This is a genomic window from Myxacorys chilensis (assembly GCF_059505265.1).
Genome location: NZ_JCACKG010000075.1, coordinates 1 through 18,641, shown reverse-complemented (window position 1 = coordinate 18,641; position 18,641 = coordinate 1). Strand labels below are relative to the sequence as shown.

The window sequence follows — 18,641 nt, the reverse complement described above, 5'->3', positions numbered from 1 at the left end:
AGCCTGGTTCACGCATTGCTGCTACTGTACCTGACTAGATCGAAAAAGGCTGTAGCTCACTAAAGTAACAGAAGAGGGCTGATACCAATTTAAATTGAGAAGGAGGCAGATAGCTTAGACTGGGAAAAGCTGTTTACCCCTATGATTGATGGTTGGCATAGGTTCCAACAAGGCTTTAAGCTTGATGATGAGAGACACGTAGGCTAACACCTGACCTGTGTGGTGGTCAATGGCGTGCCACAACCATCGCTGTTGTGGTTTAGACCCCACGAAACTCCACATCTCGTCGGCTTCAGCCTCTAAGTCCTGCCACTGACAGAGATGAACCATGGTTTGAGTGGGTTCAAGTTCTGCCAAGCGCTGCTCATCCACCGCTCGGAGGTGTCGACCGTTTTTTTAACGTTTCAGTCACGGTGGTTCGACTAATTTTGAGCACCCGCGCCGTATCGCGAGTTCCACTGCCGTTCACCGCCATGTCTACAATCTGTTGCTTGATGTCGGGCAAATACCGACCGTAGGCATACGTTTGAATGAAGGGGCAGCGAGAACACTCAGAATTACGACACTTGTAGCGTTGCTTGCCTTCCCCTGATTGCCTATGCTTGACCACATCATGGCTTCCACAGGTTGGACAAAGAACGGGTTCAAGTCCCATCTCGATGATTCGGCAAACAACTCTTTAAGTTTCCCTCATCTCCACAGGTCTAGTCCACTACCTCTGCACCACTAATCAGACAACCTCCAAACTTGAGATACGGTGGAGAACTACGATCGCACTTTTCTTACCTGTAGTTGCCAAGCCGTGGCTGAAGACTATCAATTAAAGATTATATTTTATGTTCTAAAGGCAAATAGTGAACCAGAAAAACGACCTTTCCTAAATAGGAGAAGGTCGCTCAGTTGATTCAAGTTCTCAGCTAATAGAGTAATTGAAGTAGAGGCAATTATGCAAGAACATGTGGTGGAGGTCATTCGAGAATTGATGAAAACTCAGGGAATGAGCATTCGCAAAATTTCAGCCCAAATTGCGAAAGAAAATGGTGGAAGTGACTTAGGGTACACTCAGCAAATTAACCGTATTTTGAATGATCCTGACTACGATCCTAACTTTTCAACGGTCGAGAAGATTCTTTCTGCGCTAAAGTCTTCTCTCTGGCAAACCTCGCTGAATTCTGATATCAAGCAACTCGAAACTCGAATAGATCAGTTATCAATGGATGTGGCAGAGATCAAAGGAACGATTACTGATTTGAATCGGGTTTTAGGTGCGATCGCGAAGCATTTAGAGCTACAAGAATAGGTGTGATTCAATTAATTTTGCGACCTCGGAAATATCCTGCTTTGCCCTCTAGAAACAAGTTCTTAGTCGAATTTATAAGTTAACAGTGCTACGATCGCAAAGCAAGCTTCCTTTTAACAAAGGGATTTCTATGTCGTTTATGATTTCGCCTGAAGAACTTGACTTCTATCGCTCAGAACTCGCTGGTCATGCTGCTGCCCTCGACGCCCTTCAAGTCATTGAGGACTGTGACGGAGATTTAGAAGATGCGGCAATCTCCTTAGCTATTCGGTCAGGGCAAGAACCGGAGAATAATGAGCGGTGGATTGAAGGACTTGCGAAGCGGTGGCGGCATGTTGTGTGTCGAGCAGACCTCAAGGAAGGGCTAGAAGATGGTTTAGCGGGCGGAATTATTGATGCGATCGTAGAACATACGGAACTTCCCACACGGCTTGCGGTTCCTGTTGCTATTTATGTTCTTAAGGCAGGCGTGCAGAATTTTTGTCAGCCCCTAGAAGAGAAGATTGCGTGAATTAATCTGCCCTAACCTTTGCTTTTGGAAGAGGAAACAAGATTTTAGTGCCTTTCTTTGCAAGAAGAGAGTCAGATCTTACAGCGGCTCCATCTGGTACCAAATCTGCTGCACTTGACTTAGGGCAATCGCATCGCAGTACTGACATCAAAAGCGTAAGTTTCTCCATGACTGAGATAATCGACTCGATCTTCTAATCCTGCTTCCTGCACCGCCTTAACAAAATCATCCAATGATGATTTGAAGACGGTGTAATCGTTGTAGTGGATTGGAATTGCTTTTCGCGGCGAAATAATTCGAATTGCTTCAACTCCCTGTTTTGCATCCATCGTCAGCAGCACGCCAAACACTTGCGTTCCGCCTAAATGCAGCAGCGCTAAATCAATGTCAGGAAAACGTTTAGGAATCTCTTTAATCTCGTCATATACTAGCGTGTCACCCGTGATGTAAAGCCGAAATCGAGTTCCTCGGGTGGGTGACTGAAATTCCAACAGGCTGCCCATGACCGGCGGTAAAGCTTTTGCTAAAATTCCAGGCCCATGACGTCCGGGCATCGACGTGAGTTTGAGGGTTGTCGCTCCTTTTTGAATGGTTAACGTATCCCAGGTGGCTAACGGATAGAGCGTTTGAAAGCCGAGATGCCCGAGTGCTTTGGCAGCATGGGGAGTTGTGATGACTGGAACGGATTTATCTAGCTTCTCAGCAGCAATGCGATCGAAATGATCATCGTGTTTGTGAGAGAGCAATACGAAATCGATCGCAGGTAATTGCTCAATCTCGATCGCAGGATTTGTGCGCCGCTTTGAGGTTATGCCATAGCCTAAATGAACGTGATCCCCTTGGTGCAGAAAGTTGGGGTCGGTCAGAATCGTAAATCCGGCGTAGCGCAAGATAACAGTTGCTGTTCCGACAAAGAAAACAGATCCAGTGTCAAAATCGGGAGGAATAGATTCAGGAGGAAGCGTTAGTTCAGCATCCATTGATTTATTAGCTTTTGATTTACAAACGTTTTAGAAATGCTTGTATGGTGATCATTCTGCGATCGCAATTCATCTATCAATTGATGCTGTCTAAGGACTGAGTAAGCTCTATCTATAGCTAGAGGTAAAGCACTCATCGCGGCCGATAGATGCAGGATTAAGGAATCTTTTGTAACTTAGAAATAACGTCTGCGATTAGCGCAGAGCGCAACTCTGAAAGAACCGCTTGCACTATGCAGCATTTTTACTATGCATTACTTTTTTCGTAATCAAGCTATCCCTCGCCGCTTGCTAATGCTGTTACTCATTGCTCCATTAGCGGCTTGTAATTCTTCTAACACAGCACTCACTCCACCTGCTGACTCGAAGGAGACCCAGCCTCAAGCCGCCCCGCAACGCAGCATCGAGACCGAAGTATTGACGCCACAACCCATCCGCGTCGGGCTGGATCAACTTCCCAAACCCTACACGAGTGACAGTGCATCAAAGCCACCTAATGTGATTCCAATTCCCGCCAATCCTACATTGCGGGTTCCAGAAGGGTTTACGGTGAATGTCTTTGCTGACAAGCTAGAGCGCCCACGCTGGCTAGCTTTGACCCCGAATGGTGATGTGTTGGTGACGGAGACCCGACAAAATCGAATCTTGGTGCTAAAAGACAAAAATAGCGATGGTGTTTCTGATACTCAGAGCGTGTTTGCTACGGCTGAGAATGGATTGAATTTACCATTTGGAATGACGTTCAGCGGCAATTCTTTTTACGTTGGTAATACTGATGCTGTGATTCGGTTTCCCTATACGCAAGGGCAAGAGAAAGTGACGGGCAGGGGGGAAACAATCACCGAGCTACCTGGGCAAGGCTACAACCAGCACTGGACGCGCAATGTAGTCGCTTCCCCTGATGGGCAAAAGCTCTATGTTTCGGTCGGTTCGCAATCCAATGCTGAAGAAGAACCGCTTCCTCGTGCATCGATTCAGGTGATGAATCTAGACGGTAGCAATCGTCAAACCTTTGCATCAGGTCTGCGAAATCCGGTTGGACTCGATTTCAGCCCAGTAACCAATCAACTTTATGCAACGGTGAATGAGCGAGATGAATTGGGCGATAACCTTGTGCCAGACTACCTTACACAGGTGCAGTCTGGTGAGTTTTACGGATTTCCTTACGCGTACTTAAGTCCCGATCGTCTCGATCCGCGTCATGTCGAGAATGGAAAGAGCGTTCGCCCTGAGTTGGCAGCTAAAACTCGCACACCTGATGTTTTATTTGAAGCCCATTCTGCCGCACTGGGACTGAAATTCTACAACGGTTCCACCTTTCCTGAGAAATACCGCAATGGCGCGTTTGTAGCGTTTCGTGGCTCATGGAATCGCAATCAAGGCACAGGATACAAGCTGGTTTATGTTCCCTTTACTGCTGAAGGGCGATCACAGGGATATTACGAAGACTTTCTCACTGGATTCTTAGTCGATCCGACAGAGCCGACAACTTGGGGAAGACCTGTGGGACTTGTAACAATGCGAGACGGCAGTTTGCTGTTTACCGATGAGGCGAACAATCGGATTTACCGCGTGCAGTACACCGGAAAGAGAAGTTAAAGAGGCAGATTTAATATGCGCAATTTTTCTAGCGTTTAGTTCTCAAGCAATAAAAAAGAGAGGATTCACTCCTCTCTTTGCGGTTTTAATCTTCTTTCTTCTCAGTAAATGGGGGGTTTGGAATCTGCTCCGCTTCGGGGCAATCATCCGAAACAAGCGGCTCTGAATTTCCTTTCGGGACAGACGATAGCTTTTGCATCACAGCCCCAATACTTTCAAGGCGAATCATCTCTTCCCAAGACGAATTTTCGTCCTCTTCTTCCATCTCATAACGCAACGTCACGAGGTCTCCTTCAATGTCCAAAATTCTGGCACGTTCGATCCAGCGTTGCTGGTCCCGCAAGAAAATCCAGACTTCTCGACCATCGCAACAGAGTTGATAGATCTTGCGGTGTAGCATAAATTGCTTCTCCTAGTCAAAAACTCTATAGAAAGGGCATAAAAAGCTAAGAACACGACATGAGTTGGACTCAACGCCGCACTGAACTAAGAACAACGCTAGGGGCGCTCTTCTCATCTGATGAACCACGTTCAGAATGTCTTAGTCGAAGAAACAAATTAGGAACAAACGTCTTACTCATAACCCAACCCCAACTCTGAACTGGAAGAGACAGCCCAAGGGATGGGATAAAAAGGGGCTGCTAAAAACTGAGACTTGAGTCGGCTGAGACGGTGCGTTGCTGTCAAACTCATTCATTCAAGGAAGCAAGTGGGATTTTTAGATCAATGCTGGACGAGGCTAGACAATCAAGCATCTGATCATTCTAGTGCATGAAGCGAGGTGGCGAACTGACATCGGTAAAGAGCAAGGACGAGTAGAGCATCGATGAATTTTGCCATTTTGCTTAGGTTCCCATGCACGAACAACCCGGGAGCGGTTTAAAGATCGAGCCACTCTTAAGTATGGGATCGTAACACTATTTTAGCAATTGTTAAACTCGTTGAGTAGAGCTTTTTTAAGATCAAGGGGTGAAGGATGAGCCGCCTCCTCACGGTAGCCAACGGGGATGAAACCCTGCAAAGGGTAGGGTTTCGGGTTGAAGCTTGGCATTGAAGTCGCTAGAAAGCGGTAGTAGCCAAAGCCGACTCGTTGCTACCGTGCTACCTGAAGCTCCTGCTGAAGCTTGAGTTTGATCAAATAATAACGACGAGCCATCGGGGGCAAGGGTCATTTGAATGTCACGCTGATTGGGCAGTAGAACCAGGGGATGCAAGGTTTGCTCTGGTTTCTCCCCTTTTTGAGCAGCTTTGAGATCGATCGCAGCAAGATAGGGCTGCTCTTGGTAGGTCTTCCCAGGAATCAGATTGGTCAGCAGACAGTAGAGAATTTGTTTGGTTGGATCGAACTGAGCCGCCTCAATCGAGCCTGTGGTTTTGAAGATTTCCTTTGACCCGGTTTGGCTATTGACTAGAAATAGAGAGCGGGTGTAGTCATTGTTAAATTTCACCATGGCAGCGGTAGTTCCATCGTTAGAGAAACTAAGGACAGTGCCAAATTTGGGTAGAAAATCGAGGGGGTCAGCTTGTGGTTGCAGCGGTAGAATAGCGAGTCCTTGACCTTGCGCGATCGCAAGAGAATCACTGTCAGGAGTGATCAAAAAGTCGCCGCCGGGCTGCTTATTGTTGAGCGCTTCAGGCTTGCCATTGCCTCGAATCACCCAGGGACCCGAATCGTTCGGATCGGTGCGGCTGATGCGCTGAATCACGATCACTTGACCATTGGCAGAGAGATCAAACTTGAGGTTTTGATACTCGCGATTGTCGAGAATCTGATTGACTTGTCCCGGTGGACTGAGAGGTGTATCGGATTTGAATAACTGAAAATTTTGCTCTTCGCCGAGGGGCTGGGGTGCGTTGATTTGCAGTCCTGTTGTGACGGTATAAATCTGTTGCTCAATCAAACTTTCAGGCTGATTCGTCTTCTCAACTGCCGAGAACAGAATGCGATCGCTATTGGGGTAGGGCTTAAAGTCCATGACCGTGAGATTGGGCGGCGTCAGGACTTTTTTGTCTTGGCGAGTCAAGTTATAAAGAATCAGGCGTCCTGCCTCATCTCCGTCCACTCCAAGGTAGGCAAACGCGCGATCGCGGGTGCGGAAGTTGCCCATAAATGATTGAAGCGTAGCGCGACTTCCCCCATCTGAGGTGAAGCGATCGCGGGCATCTTGCAGTGAAAGTCGATAGTTGGTTCCGTAAGGGGCTGATTGATTTAACGTATATGCGAGTCGTCGCCCTGCCCAACTGAGCTTTCCGGGTAACGGGGGAGTGATGCGAAGATTTTGCTCAACGCTGGCGTGATCCATGGGTCGGCTGAAGGTCAGCACAAACGCATTGTCACTTGCGCCGATCTGTTTGTCTTGCCAACTGAAATCGCGAACGCGGGGAGCGCTGCGATCGCCGTTAAATAAAAGAACGCCAATCAAGAGCGCTAAAATGACCACCAGCCCAAGCGCTGCCCGATCGAGCGGTTGAAAAAACGGTTTGGGCGGCGCTGATGGATTTTGCATAATGATTAAGACAAGAAATTAAACTGACAGATCAACAACACTTTGCAAACTAAGACTGGCAAATACCGTTTCGATTTAACCAGATCTCGAATCGCCAATTTCGTTTGCAGGGGATTTGGGGAGGCAATCGTTCAGTAGGGGTTGAGGTGGGAGTTTGGGGGCAAGCCCCCAAGAATCAGAAGCCGAGATCTTAGCTGCAGACCGAGCGACTCAAGCATACACCCACATTCCCCCATCGCAGAACCATTCTAGGAAGACTGCCCAACTTTCTTCTTCGGTGCTGGAATGGTGATATCAAGTGCTGTCACTTGCTGACCCAAACTCGATAGCGGTGGCTGAATTTCTTTCTGGTTGCCAACCACGATCGTCACAATTTTGTCAGGCTGGAGATGTTTTTGAGCGACGCGCTGAACATCCGCGATCGCTACATTCTGAACATCTTTCCGATACTTGAAAATGAAGTCTTTCGGATAGCCATAGTACTCGTAGCGCAACAGTCGCGATAGAGTTTGCGCTGGATCGCGGAAGTTGAAAATAAACGAATTGAGCGAGGTATCTTTTGCAAATGCCAATTCAGCTTGAGAAATTGGCTGTGTGCGAATCTTCTCAATTTCCTTCATAACAGACGAGATGAACGGAACCGTTGCATCCGATCGCGTTTCTCCAGTCGCTAGAAAAATGCCAGGATGATCATATTCTGCATCCCAACTGGCATATACAGAATAGGCAAGTCCCTGGCGCGATCGCACTTCGTTAAACAATCGTCTGCCAAAGCCACTCAACACATCTTCCATCACCGAAAGCGCCGCATAGTCAGGACTATCTAACTGTCCGCCCAAGTGTCCCATTTGAATGTAGCTCTGGTTCAGTTGCGGTTGCTGGACAAAATAGATTCCGCCTTGTTTGGCTTGACTGACTGACGGCAAGGGAGGAACAGGCTGACCAGAAGGGTTCCAAGCCGCAAATTTTGACTCAATCCGCGATCGCATCTCTTTACTATCAAAATCTCCAACAATTCCCAACAGAATGTTTTTGGGATGGAAGTACTGTTGATAAAACTTCACGAGATCGCTACGAGAAATATTGTCTACGGTCGCATATTCGATGGTTCTGGCGTAAGGACTCGCATCCCCGTAGAGCAGTTTTGCAAATTCACGACTGGCAATTGCATCAGGACTATCGTTTCGTCTAGAAATTCCGCCCTGCAACTGCACTTTTTCAATGGCGAGTTTATCTTCTGCAAAAACAGGTTGCTGAAGCACTTCGGCAAACAGATCGAAGACTTGCGGCAAATCTTCACTCAAGGCATTAAAGTTGGCGCTCCCTGACGTGATCGAAATTCCAGTTTCAACAGAGGCCGCGTTTTGTTCCAAAATCTCGTTCAGTTGCTCTGGCGTGTGCGTTTTTGTTCCGCCCGATCGCATGACTGAACCTGTCAGCAACGCTAAGCCTGCTTTGTCCCCTGGTTCAAAGCGATCGCCTGTGCGAACCAGAGCAGTTCCACTTACAAGGGGAAGTTCATGGTCTTCCATCAAGTAAACGGTCATGCCGTTTTTTAACTTAAACTGCGTGTAGTCGGGAACCGTCACTTCGGGCGGTGGTGGAAACTTCAACTCGGTGTAGTGTTTAGCAGTCTCGGCGCGAGTAGGTTGTCCGAATCCCAAAAACAGCAATAGGGACGTTAGAAAAGCGGAAAGCAATAACAGTCGGCGTTTCATGAATGTGGTGTCGCTGAGTAAAGGTGTTGAGTGAATAGAAAGGCTCTAGAGTGCAGTATTAAATTGCCGAGGCGTTTATATCAACCGATCACAGGCATTACGACTTTGGTAGAATTCGGCCAATTGTGCGATTTTCTGGCGTAAACGTTGCCTTAGCGACCCGTTGAATATCTGCGGGTGTAATAGCCGCGATCGCATCCAATTGCTTAAACAAATTCCGCCAATCCCCAGTTTTCACGTCATATTCAACCAGCAATTGCGCCATTCCTTCATTGGAATCGAGCGATCGCAACAGTCCCGCGCGTGCCTGAGTTTTAACGCGATCGAGTTCTAGGGTCGAGACTGGCTCTGTTTTCATCCGCTCGATTTCTGTTCTCAACGCTTGAGCTAGATCATCGAGCGATCGTCCCGGAGCCGTTAGCGCATAGAACAGCATTAAATTAGGAAACTTGTTTCCTGGAAAGCCGTTAATTCCTTGTGCCGCTAAGGAAATCTTCTTGTCTTCTACAAGCGACCGGTACAGCCGCGAGGTGCGTCCGTCACTGAGAATGCTCGCGATCGCCTCATAGATCGCGTTATCGGGATGATTCAACGCAGGGCGGTGATAACCTTCGAGATACCAAGGTTGCGACTCTAACGTTAGATTTATTTCTTTCGTTTGAGTTTGAGTTGGCTCTACCGCCATCACTTTAGGCGGAGCAGGTTTCGCTTTAAAGCGCCCAAAGTAGGTTTGAGCCAAGCGCTCCACATCGTCTGCATTCACATCACCTACGATCGCCATCGTCAATTGATTCGGCGCATAATACTGATCAAAGAACTTCCGAACGTCTTGTCGGGTCAGCCCCCTAATATCTTTTGTTGAACCAATGACCGGACGTTGATATGGATGGACTTCAAACGCCTTTCCTACAAAGGCTTCAATCATCTGTCCGATCGGAGAATTCTCGGTTCTGAGGCGACGTTCTTCCAGAATTACCGATTTCTCTTTATAAAACTCTCGAAACACCGGATCTAGAAATCGCTCTGATTCTAGCGACATCCATAGCTCCAGCTTGTTAGACGGAAAACTGTAGAAATAACGAGTTGCATCGGTCGAGGTATTGGCATTGAGTCCGACACCGCCTGCCTGTTCTACAATCCGCCCAAAATCATTCTGTTTACTAAGTTTGAGCGCTTCTGTTTCAACTCGCTCAAATTCCTTCTGAAGTCTACTAACGTCTGCTTTATTGCTTGCAGTCCGAATTTGCTGGGAAAGTTGATCGAGCCGATCGAGCAACGGCGCTTCGGCTCGATAGTTTGCGGTTCCGATTCGGGTCGTTCCTTTGAAGGCAAGATGTTCTAGATAGTGCGCTACGCCCGTTTGACCCTCTGGTTCATCAGCGCCGCCTACATCTGCATAGGTTAAAAACGACACCACTGGAGCTTGGTGTCGTTCTAGCACGATAAAGTTCATGCCGTTGTCCAGTTTGAATTCTGTGACCTCTTTTACAACGCGATCGAGGTACGGCTGAATAGACTTTGCAGGCTGAATTGGCTTTGTAGGCTGGGTCGGCTTGATGGGCGTTGAGGGCTGCCGTTGAGCCAATGCAGGAGCGGAAAAGCTGCCCCAACTCAGAACTAAAATTAAGACGCTGACGATTAGCGCAGGGCGCAACTCCGAAGGAACCGCTCGGAGCTTCGCAAGGCAAATCGCTCTACGACTGACGTGATGGCGCACACGATGCAAGTGTGAATCGCAGCGTGAAGCTCCGAAGAACTGCCAGAAACAGAACACCTTTCTAGAAAACTCATCCATAGCCGCAACCTAAAATTGGCACGTTTTCTAGAATAGGGACTTTTTGAAAGATCGTGTTGTTTCCGCTTAAATTGACTAATTGTTCGTAACGCAATGTTACGACTACAACTTTCTTAACCTTGCAATTTTCTGAGATTTATTGTTTGAGATTTTTTGCCTTTTCGACCTTATGGTTTCTAAGGTTTAGAGTCTTCTCAAACTATCGGTTCGGTAGAACGTGTAGGTGTCGAACAGTCCACCCACTACCGCGCAGGCACAACCGATAACTACAATGCCTTCCCAGGCGTTGCCTGTTCCAAACGTGGCGAGGAAGGAGAGAAGAAGGGCAGAAAGCATTTGACTGATGCCGCTGAATAATGGACAGAAGCCTAGCATCAGAATGAACGCGATCGCGCTGCCAAGCAGTAATACCGGAGCCAAAAAGCTGACAATCAGGGTTAAGAGGAGCGATCGCACGTAGCTAGAAGTGAGGCTACAAGACATAAGCAGTCCTAGCTGAAAGGATAAAAGTAATCTAGATTTGTCTTCCCACACGATACGAGCTATTTTTGAAACCAACCCGCAAATGTGAGAAATCTTAAATGTTTATAAAACTTTTTTGAACTTGTTAAATAGTATGCAATTAAGTCTTCAAAGACTGTAATCAGTATGACTTTTCGGCAACCTCTTCGGCAGAAGAGTTTACGAATTGAGCAAAAAAGTTTACAAAAGAAAAACTTGCGAGAAAGCAAAATCTTGTGTCTGTAGAATGATGTTGCATTAAGAGGCGACTCTTAAAATTGCTTCAGCATATCCGACACAACAAAGGGCAATATTCCTTATGCAAATCCTTAAGCATCCTGAAGATACCCAGCGCCCAGGCGATCCTCGTAATAACGAGGTTGTCTTTCCTGCCTTCGACGTGACTAACGGCAATCTCGCTACGCCGATCAATTCGTCGCCTTTGGTAAAAAGTTACATTAATGCGCTGCCTGCTTATCGGAGAGGGCTTTCTCCCTCACGCCGAGGTCTCGAAGTTGGAATGGCACATGGCTACTGGTTAATTGGGCCATTCACCAAGCTAGGGCCGCTGCGCGATACAGATATCGCTAACGTTGCAGGTCTAATCTCAACGATCGGTTTGATCATCATCTCAACGATCGCGATTTCTGCATACGCTTACAGCAATCCACCTCAGCCAACTTCGACACTCACAACTCCAAATCCTCCTGACTCGTTTAGAAGTGCTGATGGCTGGAACGATTATGGCTCGGGGTTTTTAATTGGCGGAATTGGTGGTGCAGTGCTTGCCTTTTTCGTCCTCAATAACATTGCGCTATTGAAGAGTCTCTTCTCTGGGCTGTAGAGAATCTTCCTTAACCGCTTTAAATTGAGTCCAATAGCCATCGAGGTGAAGAACAAGTCTTCACCTCGATGGCTATTAGCTTAAAATGCAGGCTAGGGATTTAGCCCCAGTAACGCACTATCAAGCAACACGGTTGATGAGCAGATTCAGATCAACACATTGCTGGAACTGCTTCAAACAACGCCTTTTCAATCTGGCTCAGGGCTTTCTCAAAGTCATCGTTGACAATTTGAATATCAAATTCTTTCGCCGCGTTCACTTCTGATCGTGCGCGCAGTAGACGACGGGCGATCGCATCTTCAGAATCTTGTGCGCGTCCCCGAATTCGACTTTCTAGCTCATCCATTGAGGGCGGTGCGATGAAGATGCGGAGCGCACTTGGAAACGATTTGCGAATCTGACGCGCACCTTCTAACTCAATTTCCAGAATCACCCATTTTCCGCTTTGAATCATCGCCTCAACAGGTTTACGAGGCGTCCCGTACAAATTTTCAGCAAACTCTGCCCACTCTAAAAGTTCACCTTGCGCTACTTTACGCTCGAACTCTGGACGACTGACAAAGTAATAGTTTTTACCATCAATCTCCGTAGGGCGAGGCTTACGAGTGGTCATTGAGGTTGAGAGAGAAAGCTCTGGATGGCGATGAAGCAATGAGTTTAGCAAGGTTCCCTTCCCAACTCCGCTAGGTCCTGTCAAAACAATCAGTCTACCCTTGCTCATGTGTCTATTCGATGGTTTGCGCTAGTGTTCCGATGCTGATTATGTGAGTATAGCTTGTAGGAGGGATGCCTGAAGCAACGCTTCTTAAAGCAGGGATGAGGGACGCCTTACGGCAACGCTTCTTAAAGCAGGGATGAGGGATGAGAAGAATTTGAATTATTCGTCTCCAGTTCCATCTTTGGTGAAAAGGAAGCGGTTAGCAACGGTCTCTGGTTGGATAGCGGATAATACGATATGACCAGAATCCATCACAATTACGGCACGGGTTCGGCGTCCGTAGGTAGCGTCGATTAGCTTTTCTCCTTCTCGCGCATCGGTGATGATACGCTTGATGGGGGCTGATTCGGGACTAACAATCGCAATCACTCGGTTTGCAGAAATGATATTTCCGAACCCGATGTTAATGAGTTTGATATCCGTCATACGTTCCCTGCTCGTTTAAGCAGGACTGGCGAGAGGAATTGTTTTTCATCCTATCTGAAAAATTAGGTCTCGCACCGTCCAACCGCTGAAGATAAGACATTGAGAACAGGGAGCAAATCGCTTTGCAGCCAGTAGATTTCACCACTTTAAATGCAGTCTGTCGGGAACTCCGAACAGCTTGGCTGCCAGCACGGCTCGAACAGGTGTATCAGCGCGATCGCTTTACTCTTTGCCTTGCCCTCCGCACGATTCAAAAGCGCGGTTGGCTGACGATTTCTTGGCATCCTCAAGCGGCACGGCTGCACATGGGTGATCCGCCGCCTCGTAGTCCTGATACCTTCACGTTTAGCCAGCAAGTCCGACATCAAGTTGGCAATCTAGCCCTTGTTGCCATTGAGCCTGTCGCTCCTTGGGAACGGGCGTTGGATCTGCAATTTGCCCGTCGTCCGGGGGATCCGGTGCTGTGGCATCTCTATGTAGAAGTCATGGGCAGATATAGCAATGCAATCTTGGCCAACAAAGAGAACCAAATTGTGACGGCGGCTCACCAAGTGAGTTCTAATCAATCCAGCGTTCGCCCAATTCAAACGGGTCAGCCTTACGAATTGCCGCCTTCGCTAACGGATGCAACACCAACGTTAGAGGAATCTCAAGACCGTTGGAGAGAGAGAATTAGTCTTGTTCCTGGAGAACTTCGACTCAATCTGATTAAAAACTATCGAGGATTAAGTTCTGCATTGGTGCGATCGATGGCGCAAGCCGCAGGGCTTAATCCAAATCAATCTAGCGAAAATCTTTCAGAAGCCGACTGGCAACGGCTGTTTGAGCGTTGGCAAACTTGGCTAACAACATTGGAGAATGGGCAATTTCAACCCGGATGGACAGATTCGGGTTACACGGTCATGGGTTGGAGCATGACAAAACCGGCCAGCAGTGTGCAGGAGGTGATTCAGGTTTATTACCGTGATCAGCTTAATGAACAAGACTTTAAACAGTTACACCATCAAATTGCTCAAAAACTAAGCAGCGTTTTGAGCAAGCTTTACCAGAAAGCAGATACCTTCAGCGGTCGGTTAGATCAGTCGGATCAAGCCGATCGTTCGCGAGAACAAGCCGATTTATTGATGGCAAACCTACAAGCGTGGGAACCAGGGATGAACGCGATCGCGCTTGCCGATTTTGCAACAGGTCAGCCTGTGACGATTCCACTTGACCCCGAAAAAAATGCGGTTCTCAACGCTCAATCTCTTTATAAAAAACATCAAAAGCTGAAGCGTACCCGCGCGGCGATCGAGCCTCTGCTAGCAGAGGTGCAAAGCGAAATTAATTATCTTGAACAAGTTGAAGCGGCACTCACTCAATTCGATAATTACCAAACTCCAGAAGATCTGGACGCGCTCGAAGAAATCCGCGATGAATTAGTGCAACAACGCTACCTTGAAGGCTCGGAGTATCAAAAGCCTGCAACCAAAGACGATGAAGCCAGTCAGCCCTATAAATTCACCTCGCCAAACGGATTTGAGCTACTCGTTGGACGAAACAACCGCCAAAATGATTTGTTGACCTTTCGTACTGCTAACGAGTATGACCTATGGTTTCACACGCAAGAGATTCCAGGAAGTCACGTCTTACTGAGACTAGAACCAGGCGCGATCGCAGACGAAAAAGATCTTCAGTTTGCTGCTAACGCCGCCGCCTATCACAGCCGTGCCCGTCAAAGTGACCAAGTCCCAGTCACCTATACCGAACCTAAAAACGTTTACAAACCAAAAGGCGCAAAGCCAGGAACCGTAATTTACAAGCAGGAACGGATTATTTGGGGCAAACCAGGAGAATTTTCTACCGATTACGATAATAAAAATTAGCCAATCTTGTCAGATTTCGCTTCTGTCATTAGAAAGACATATATCAAAAAAGATGAATTTTCATAACAAAAAAATGGTGTTTGTTGTTACAATGTTTAACCAAGAGGGATTAATCATAATGGAACCCCTGCAAGTGTGGGAACGAGCAGCAAGGTTTTCTCCAATGTAAAACGACAATAGGTTGATTCTGAAGCCACCTGAAACTGGGTGGCTTTTTATTTTTATCAAAAAATACAGTAAATGATTGTATCCAATCGAACAATGATCAGATTTTAATTGCGCTAGATCGCCTTCGATAAAAGGCGGACTTAGAGATTGAATCTTCTCCTAGAAGAGAGGCGATCGCTATAGGCAAATTAGATAGAATAAAACTCATTCTCACTGTAGAATTAGAATCATTCTCATTTCATTTGGTTCAGCGTTATGGAAAGAATCATCCGCAGGTGGCTTCATGGTTCCCGCCAGAGCGTGACGGAGCCTAATTTAGAAAAGATTGCAGGGAGGCTAGAGGAGCGCTTTCATCGAATGGCGATTCCTTTGGAGTTGCACAAGGTGCTAGTTGCGGCGTTGCTGATGGGCACAGTTGTCGGTTGTAGCCCTCCTGCTCCTCCTCAAGCCACCGGAACTGCGCCTCAGTCTGCTCGCCCCGCTCAACAAACCCAAAAGCTGCGAGTAACGGCTACGTTCTTGCCCGTGTATCTCTTCACTAAAGCGGTAGCAGGCGATGCGGCACAGGTCGATATTTTGGTTAAACCGGGGACGGAAGTTCACGAATATCAATCGACGCCTGATGATGTGAGAGCGTTGGCTCAAACGGACTTGATTGTCAAGAATGGGTTGGGCATTGAGGAATTTTTAGATGGCACCATTAAAAGCGCTGAGAATCTGAATCTGAAAGTGATTGATGCGTCGAGTGGCATCAATGCAATCACTGAATCCCAAGTTGTTCATTCGGCAGGCGAGGAGAACCACGAACACGAAGCGGGAAATCCGCATGTTTGGCTTGATCCCGTTTTGGCGAAAAAGCAAGTCGAGAACATTCGAGATGGGTTAGTCGCGGCTGATCCGGCGAATAAAGCAATCTACCAAGCGAATGCTACGGCTTATCTTCAGCAGCTTGATACGCTGAATCAGAACTACAAGAAAGAATTGAACGCTTACCAAGAACGCACCTTCATCACGTTTCACGATGCCTTTCCGTATCTTGCTAAGCGCTATGACCTCAAGCAAGTTGCTGTTGTCGAGATTCCTGAAGATCAGCTTTCTCCAGAAGATGTAAAACGTACCGTTAATTCGGTGAAGCAGTTCAAGGCGAAAGCATTGCTGAGTGAACCGGGCGTTGACAACAAGCTGTTAAGCAGTCTCTCTCAAGACTTGAATCTAACGCTGCGTCCCCTCGATTCTCTTGAAGCCGGACAAACCGATCCGCAGTATTATTTCACAGCGATGAACGCAAACTTACAAACTCTAAAAGCTGCCTTTCAGTGATCACTCATTCAGCAATGACCCCGGATATTTCCCCCCAATTTGACACCTCTATCCCCGTTATCAAAATTGACGGGTTGACCGTGCATCGAGGACGGTACGCGGCTGTCGAAAATGTCTCCTTTGAACTGATGCCCGGAACCTCCAGCGCGATCGTAGGCCCAAATGGTTCTGGTAAAAGCACGTTGGTGCAGGCCATTTTGGATCTGATTCCTCGCACGACTGGCTCTGTGCAAATTTTTGGGCGTCCGATTCGCAAGTTGGGAACGCTGCGCCATGACATTGGCTACATGCCGCAAAACTTTATCTTCGATCGCAGTTTTCCGATTTCTGTGACGGAGTTAGTTCAGTTGGGCTGGGTCAAAACTGAGCGGGGCATGAGTCGGAATGCGGCCATTACGCAGGCGCTCCAACGGGTGAATGCGGCTCACTTGCGCCATCAAGCGATCGGAACGTTGAGCGGGGGTGAACTGAAGCGGGTTCTGCTGGCCTACTGTCTGGTTGTGCCACGGAGGTTGCTGATTTTAGATGAAGCCTTTGCCGAAGTCGATGTGCAGGGAGAAGCCGATTTTTATACCTTGCTCGATGAACTCCGCCGCGAGGAAAGCTGGACGGTGCTTCAGGTGTCTCATGATCTAGAGATGGTCGGGCGGCATTGCGATCAGGTATTGTGTTTGAATCGATCGCTGGTTTGCTCGGGTCAGCCTGAAGCGGCACTGTCTCCTCAAAATCTTCTGCAAACCTACGGCCCTGCTTTTAGTCGATATCACCATCATCACTGAGTCGCTCTGCGAGATGCAAGATTTTCTAACTCTTCTGCACTATCCGTTTATGCAGCGTGCGATCGCGGCAGGCGTTCTCATGGGATTGCTTTGCGGTTTTTTAGGCAGTTTCGTGGCGCTGCGGCAGTTGTCGTTCTTTAGTCATGCCGTTGGGCACGCTGCTTTAGTTGGAATTGCAATGGGCGTTTTGCTTCAGGTTGAGCCGACTTGGACGTTATTGCCGTTCACATTATTGTTTGGCGTCGCTGTTCTCTATCTCATCGACCAGACCGATCTATGGAGCGATAGCATTCTCAATATTGTCTTGTCGGGAGCGCTGGCGATCGGGGTGATTCTCACAAGCTTTATTAAAGGCTATCGCGGCAACCTCATGGGTGTTCTGTTTGGAGACATTCTTGCGGTCAACTTAACCGACATTGGACTGACGTTTTTACTGCTAGTTGTGAGTGTCTCGATTCTTCTCGCCACTTTGCGACAGCAGATTCTCTTGACCTTGAATCAAGCGGTTGCCAAAGTGCAGGGCGTTTCGGTGCAGTTTCACCGCTATCTATTCGTGGTCTTGCTGTCTCTCACCGTTGCGGTTGCGATTAAAGCGGTTGGAATTCTGCTGGTAAACGCCTTTTTAGTGATTCCAGCTTCAACGGCAAAACTCCTGAGCCATCAATTTAAGCCTTATCTGATCGGGTCGGTTGCGATCGGAGCTTTTAGCAGTGTGATTGGCATGATTGTCTCTGGGTCGCTCAATTTTCCGTCTGGCCCTAGCATTGTCCTCGTTCAGTTCTGTCTGTTTCTGCTTGTCTTTGGATTCACGAAACTCACCGCCGCTTGGATTAAGCTCTAGAACTGCGTTGAGCTGGCTGTGAGAAGAGAGAAGGACGGCGTGGCAAGATACAGCGATCGCGGTTTACCCTTCCACAGCCACGGTTTGATATTCGTCATTCACGACTTGGATTGAACGGGCGATCGTTTGAGGTAAACGAGCGATCGTCTGATCATCGACAAGGAAAGCTTAAGGTTCAGCGTTGAATGTTTGAGGTGGGCTGGCGTAGGTTGAACATTCGAGCGTGAATGTCCGAGGTTCATCGTTGAATGTCTGAGGTGGGCTGAGGTAACTGAAACATTCAAGCGTGAATGTCTGAGGTTCATCGTCGAATGTTTGAGCATCACCGATGAAGGTCTGAGGTGGGCTGAGGTAGCTGAAACATTCGAGCGTGAATGTTTGAGGTGGGCTGGCGAATGTTTGGCTATCAAGCGTGAATGTCTGAGGTTCATCGTTGAATGTCTGAGCATCACCGACGAATGTTTGAGGTGGGCTGAGGTAGGTTGAATATTCAATAAAGACTGTTGAACCTCTGCGTTGCTGAATCTAGGTGGGAACCGCTAAATTCGCCCTCACCCTAGCCCTCTCCCGCAGGAGAGGGAACAAGATAAAAAGCTCTAGCTCCCTTCTCCCACAGGAGAGGAGTTGGGGGTGAGGGCAAATGCGTGACTAAAAACATTTCAGCCGTTCGCTTTTACCTTGATAAACAAATTGGACATACCCGACTGAAGTACCAGTAAGTAGCTAGGCGGAATTAAACTTAAAACGTTCTAGGGCGTAGCCCATTGCT

The 18,641-nt window shown here is 47.7% G+C and carries 16 protein-coding genes and 1 pseudogene; 8 read left to right on the top strand and 9 right to left on the bottom strand.

The window, feature by feature from the left end; all coding sequences use genetic code 11:
• Positions 1-159 precede the first annotated feature (159 nt).
• Positions 160-655 (bottom strand): annotated as a pseudogene (locus AC5JLB_RS04545) (IS1 family transposase); the annotation flags it as partial.
• 291 nt (positions 656-946) lie between these two features.
• Between AC5JLB_RS04545 and AC5JLB_RS04540 the strand changes: the two are divergent.
• Together AC5JLB_RS04540 and AC5JLB_RS04535 are read left to right on the top strand one after the other, a co-directional pair.
• A complete protein-coding gene (locus tag AC5JLB_RS04540; RefSeq protein ID WP_495872664.1) occupies positions 947-1,300 on the top strand; it encodes a helix-turn-helix domain-containing protein in 354 nt (117 codons plus the stop codon).
• Positions 1,301-1,430: 130 nt separating this feature from the next.
• Positions 1,431-1,811 carry a hypothetical protein gene (locus AC5JLB_RS04535; protein WP_495872663.1) on the top strand — a complete coding sequence of 127 codons (381 nt, stop codon included), beginning with the start codon at positions 1,431-1,433 and terminating at the stop codon, positions 1,809-1,811.
• Between the two features lie 119 nt (positions 1,812-1,930).
• Here the strand turns inward: AC5JLB_RS04535 and AC5JLB_RS04530 are convergent, their stop codons facing one another.
• Positions 1,931-2,791 carry an MBL fold metallo-hydrolase gene (locus AC5JLB_RS04530; RefSeq protein ID WP_495872662.1) on the bottom strand — a complete coding sequence of 287 codons (861 nt, stop codon included), beginning with the start codon at positions 2,789-2,791 and terminating at the stop codon, positions 1,931-1,933.
• A 249-nt stretch (positions 2,792-3,040) separates the two neighbouring features.
• On the opposite strand from AC5JLB_RS04530, the gene AC5JLB_RS04525 reads away from it, so the two are divergent.
• Positions 3,041-4,390, top strand: coding sequence for a PQQ-dependent sugar dehydrogenase (locus AC5JLB_RS04525; RefSeq protein ID WP_495872661.1), 1,350 nt, complete (start codon positions 3,041-3,043; stop codon positions 4,388-4,390).
• Positions 4,391-4,475: 85 nt separating this feature from the next.
• Here the strand turns inward: AC5JLB_RS04525 and AC5JLB_RS04520 are convergent, their stop codons facing one another.
• The 5 genes from AC5JLB_RS04520 to AC5JLB_RS04500 form a co-directional block, all read right to left on the bottom strand.
• On the bottom strand, positions 4,476-4,790 hold the full coding sequence (locus AC5JLB_RS04520) for a DUF6679 family protein (protein WP_162422676.1): 315 nt from the start codon (positions 4,788-4,790) through the stop codon (positions 4,476-4,478).
• Positions 4,791-5,379: 589 nt separating this feature from the next.
• The gene (locus AC5JLB_RS04515; protein ID WP_495872660.1) at positions 5,380-6,897 is read right to left on the bottom strand and encodes an Ig-like domain-containing domain; all 1,518 of its coding nucleotides are present in this window, start codon (positions 6,895-6,897) and stop codon (positions 5,380-5,382) included.
• Positions 6,898-7,145: 248 nt separating this feature from the next.
• Positions 7,146-8,615, bottom strand: a complete 1,470-nt coding sequence (locus AC5JLB_RS04510; RefSeq protein ID WP_495872659.1) for a M16 family metallopeptidase — start codon at positions 8,613-8,615, stop codon at positions 7,146-7,148.
• Between the two features lie 97 nt (positions 8,616-8,712).
• Positions 8,713-10,410 carry a M16 family metallopeptidase gene (locus AC5JLB_RS04505; protein WP_495872658.1) on the bottom strand — a complete coding sequence of 566 codons (1,698 nt, stop codon included), beginning with the start codon at positions 10,408-10,410 and terminating at the stop codon, positions 8,713-8,715.
• Between the two features lie 183 nt (positions 10,411-10,593).
• Positions 10,594-10,893: a hypothetical protein gene (locus tag AC5JLB_RS04500; RefSeq protein ID WP_495872657.1), complete on the bottom strand. Its 300-nt coding sequence runs from the start codon at positions 10,891-10,893 to the stop codon at positions 10,594-10,596.
• 337 nt (positions 10,894-11,230) lie between these two features.
• Here AC5JLB_RS04500 and AC5JLB_RS04495 point away from each other — a divergent pair, with 337 nt between their 5' ends.
• Positions 11,231-11,755 (top strand): photosystem I reaction center subunit XI, encoded by a 525-nt coding sequence (locus AC5JLB_RS04495; protein WP_495872656.1) that lies wholly within the window; start codon positions 11,231-11,233, stop codon positions 11,753-11,755.
• 151 nt (positions 11,756-11,906) lie between these two features.
• Here AC5JLB_RS04495 and gmk read toward each other — a convergent pair whose 3' ends face one another.
• Both gmk and remA read right to left on the bottom strand, forming a co-directional pair.
• Positions 11,907-12,476: a guanylate kinase gene (gene gmk, locus AC5JLB_RS04490; RefSeq protein WP_495872655.1), complete on the bottom strand. Its 570-nt coding sequence runs from the start codon at positions 12,474-12,476 to the stop codon at positions 11,907-11,909.
• 156 nt (positions 12,477-12,632) lie between these two features.
• Positions 12,633-12,899, bottom strand: coding sequence for an extracellular matrix/biofilm regulator RemA (gene remA, locus AC5JLB_RS04485; RefSeq protein ID WP_495872654.1), 267 nt, complete (start codon positions 12,897-12,899; stop codon positions 12,633-12,635).
• Positions 12,900-13,021: 122 nt separating this feature from the next.
• Here remA and AC5JLB_RS04480 point away from each other — a divergent pair, with 122 nt between their 5' ends.
• The 4 genes from AC5JLB_RS04480 (at position 13,022) to AC5JLB_RS04465 (ending at position 17,872) form a co-directional block, all read left to right on the top strand.
• Entirely contained in the window at positions 13,022-14,764 is a 1,743-nt protein-coding gene (locus tag AC5JLB_RS04480) for an Rqc2 family fibronectin-binding protein (RefSeq protein WP_495872653.1), read from the top strand.
• Between the two features lie 423 nt (positions 14,765-15,187).
• Positions 15,188-16,252, top strand: coding sequence for a metal ABC transporter solute-binding protein, Zn/Mn family (locus AC5JLB_RS04475; RefSeq protein WP_495872652.1), 1,065 nt, complete (start codon positions 15,188-15,190; stop codon positions 16,250-16,252).
• A 14-nt stretch (positions 16,253-16,266) separates the two neighbouring features.
• Complete coding sequence (locus AC5JLB_RS04470; RefSeq protein ID WP_495872651.1) at positions 16,267-17,031, top strand: metal ABC transporter ATP-binding protein; 765 nt, start codon at positions 16,267-16,269, stop codon at positions 17,029-17,031.
• Between the two features lie 13 nt (positions 17,032-17,044).
• Positions 17,045-17,872 (top strand): metal ABC transporter permease, encoded by an 828-nt coding sequence (locus AC5JLB_RS04465; protein WP_495872650.1) that lies wholly within the window; start codon positions 17,045-17,047, stop codon positions 17,870-17,872.
• Positions 17,873-18,641: the final 769 nt, after the last annotated feature.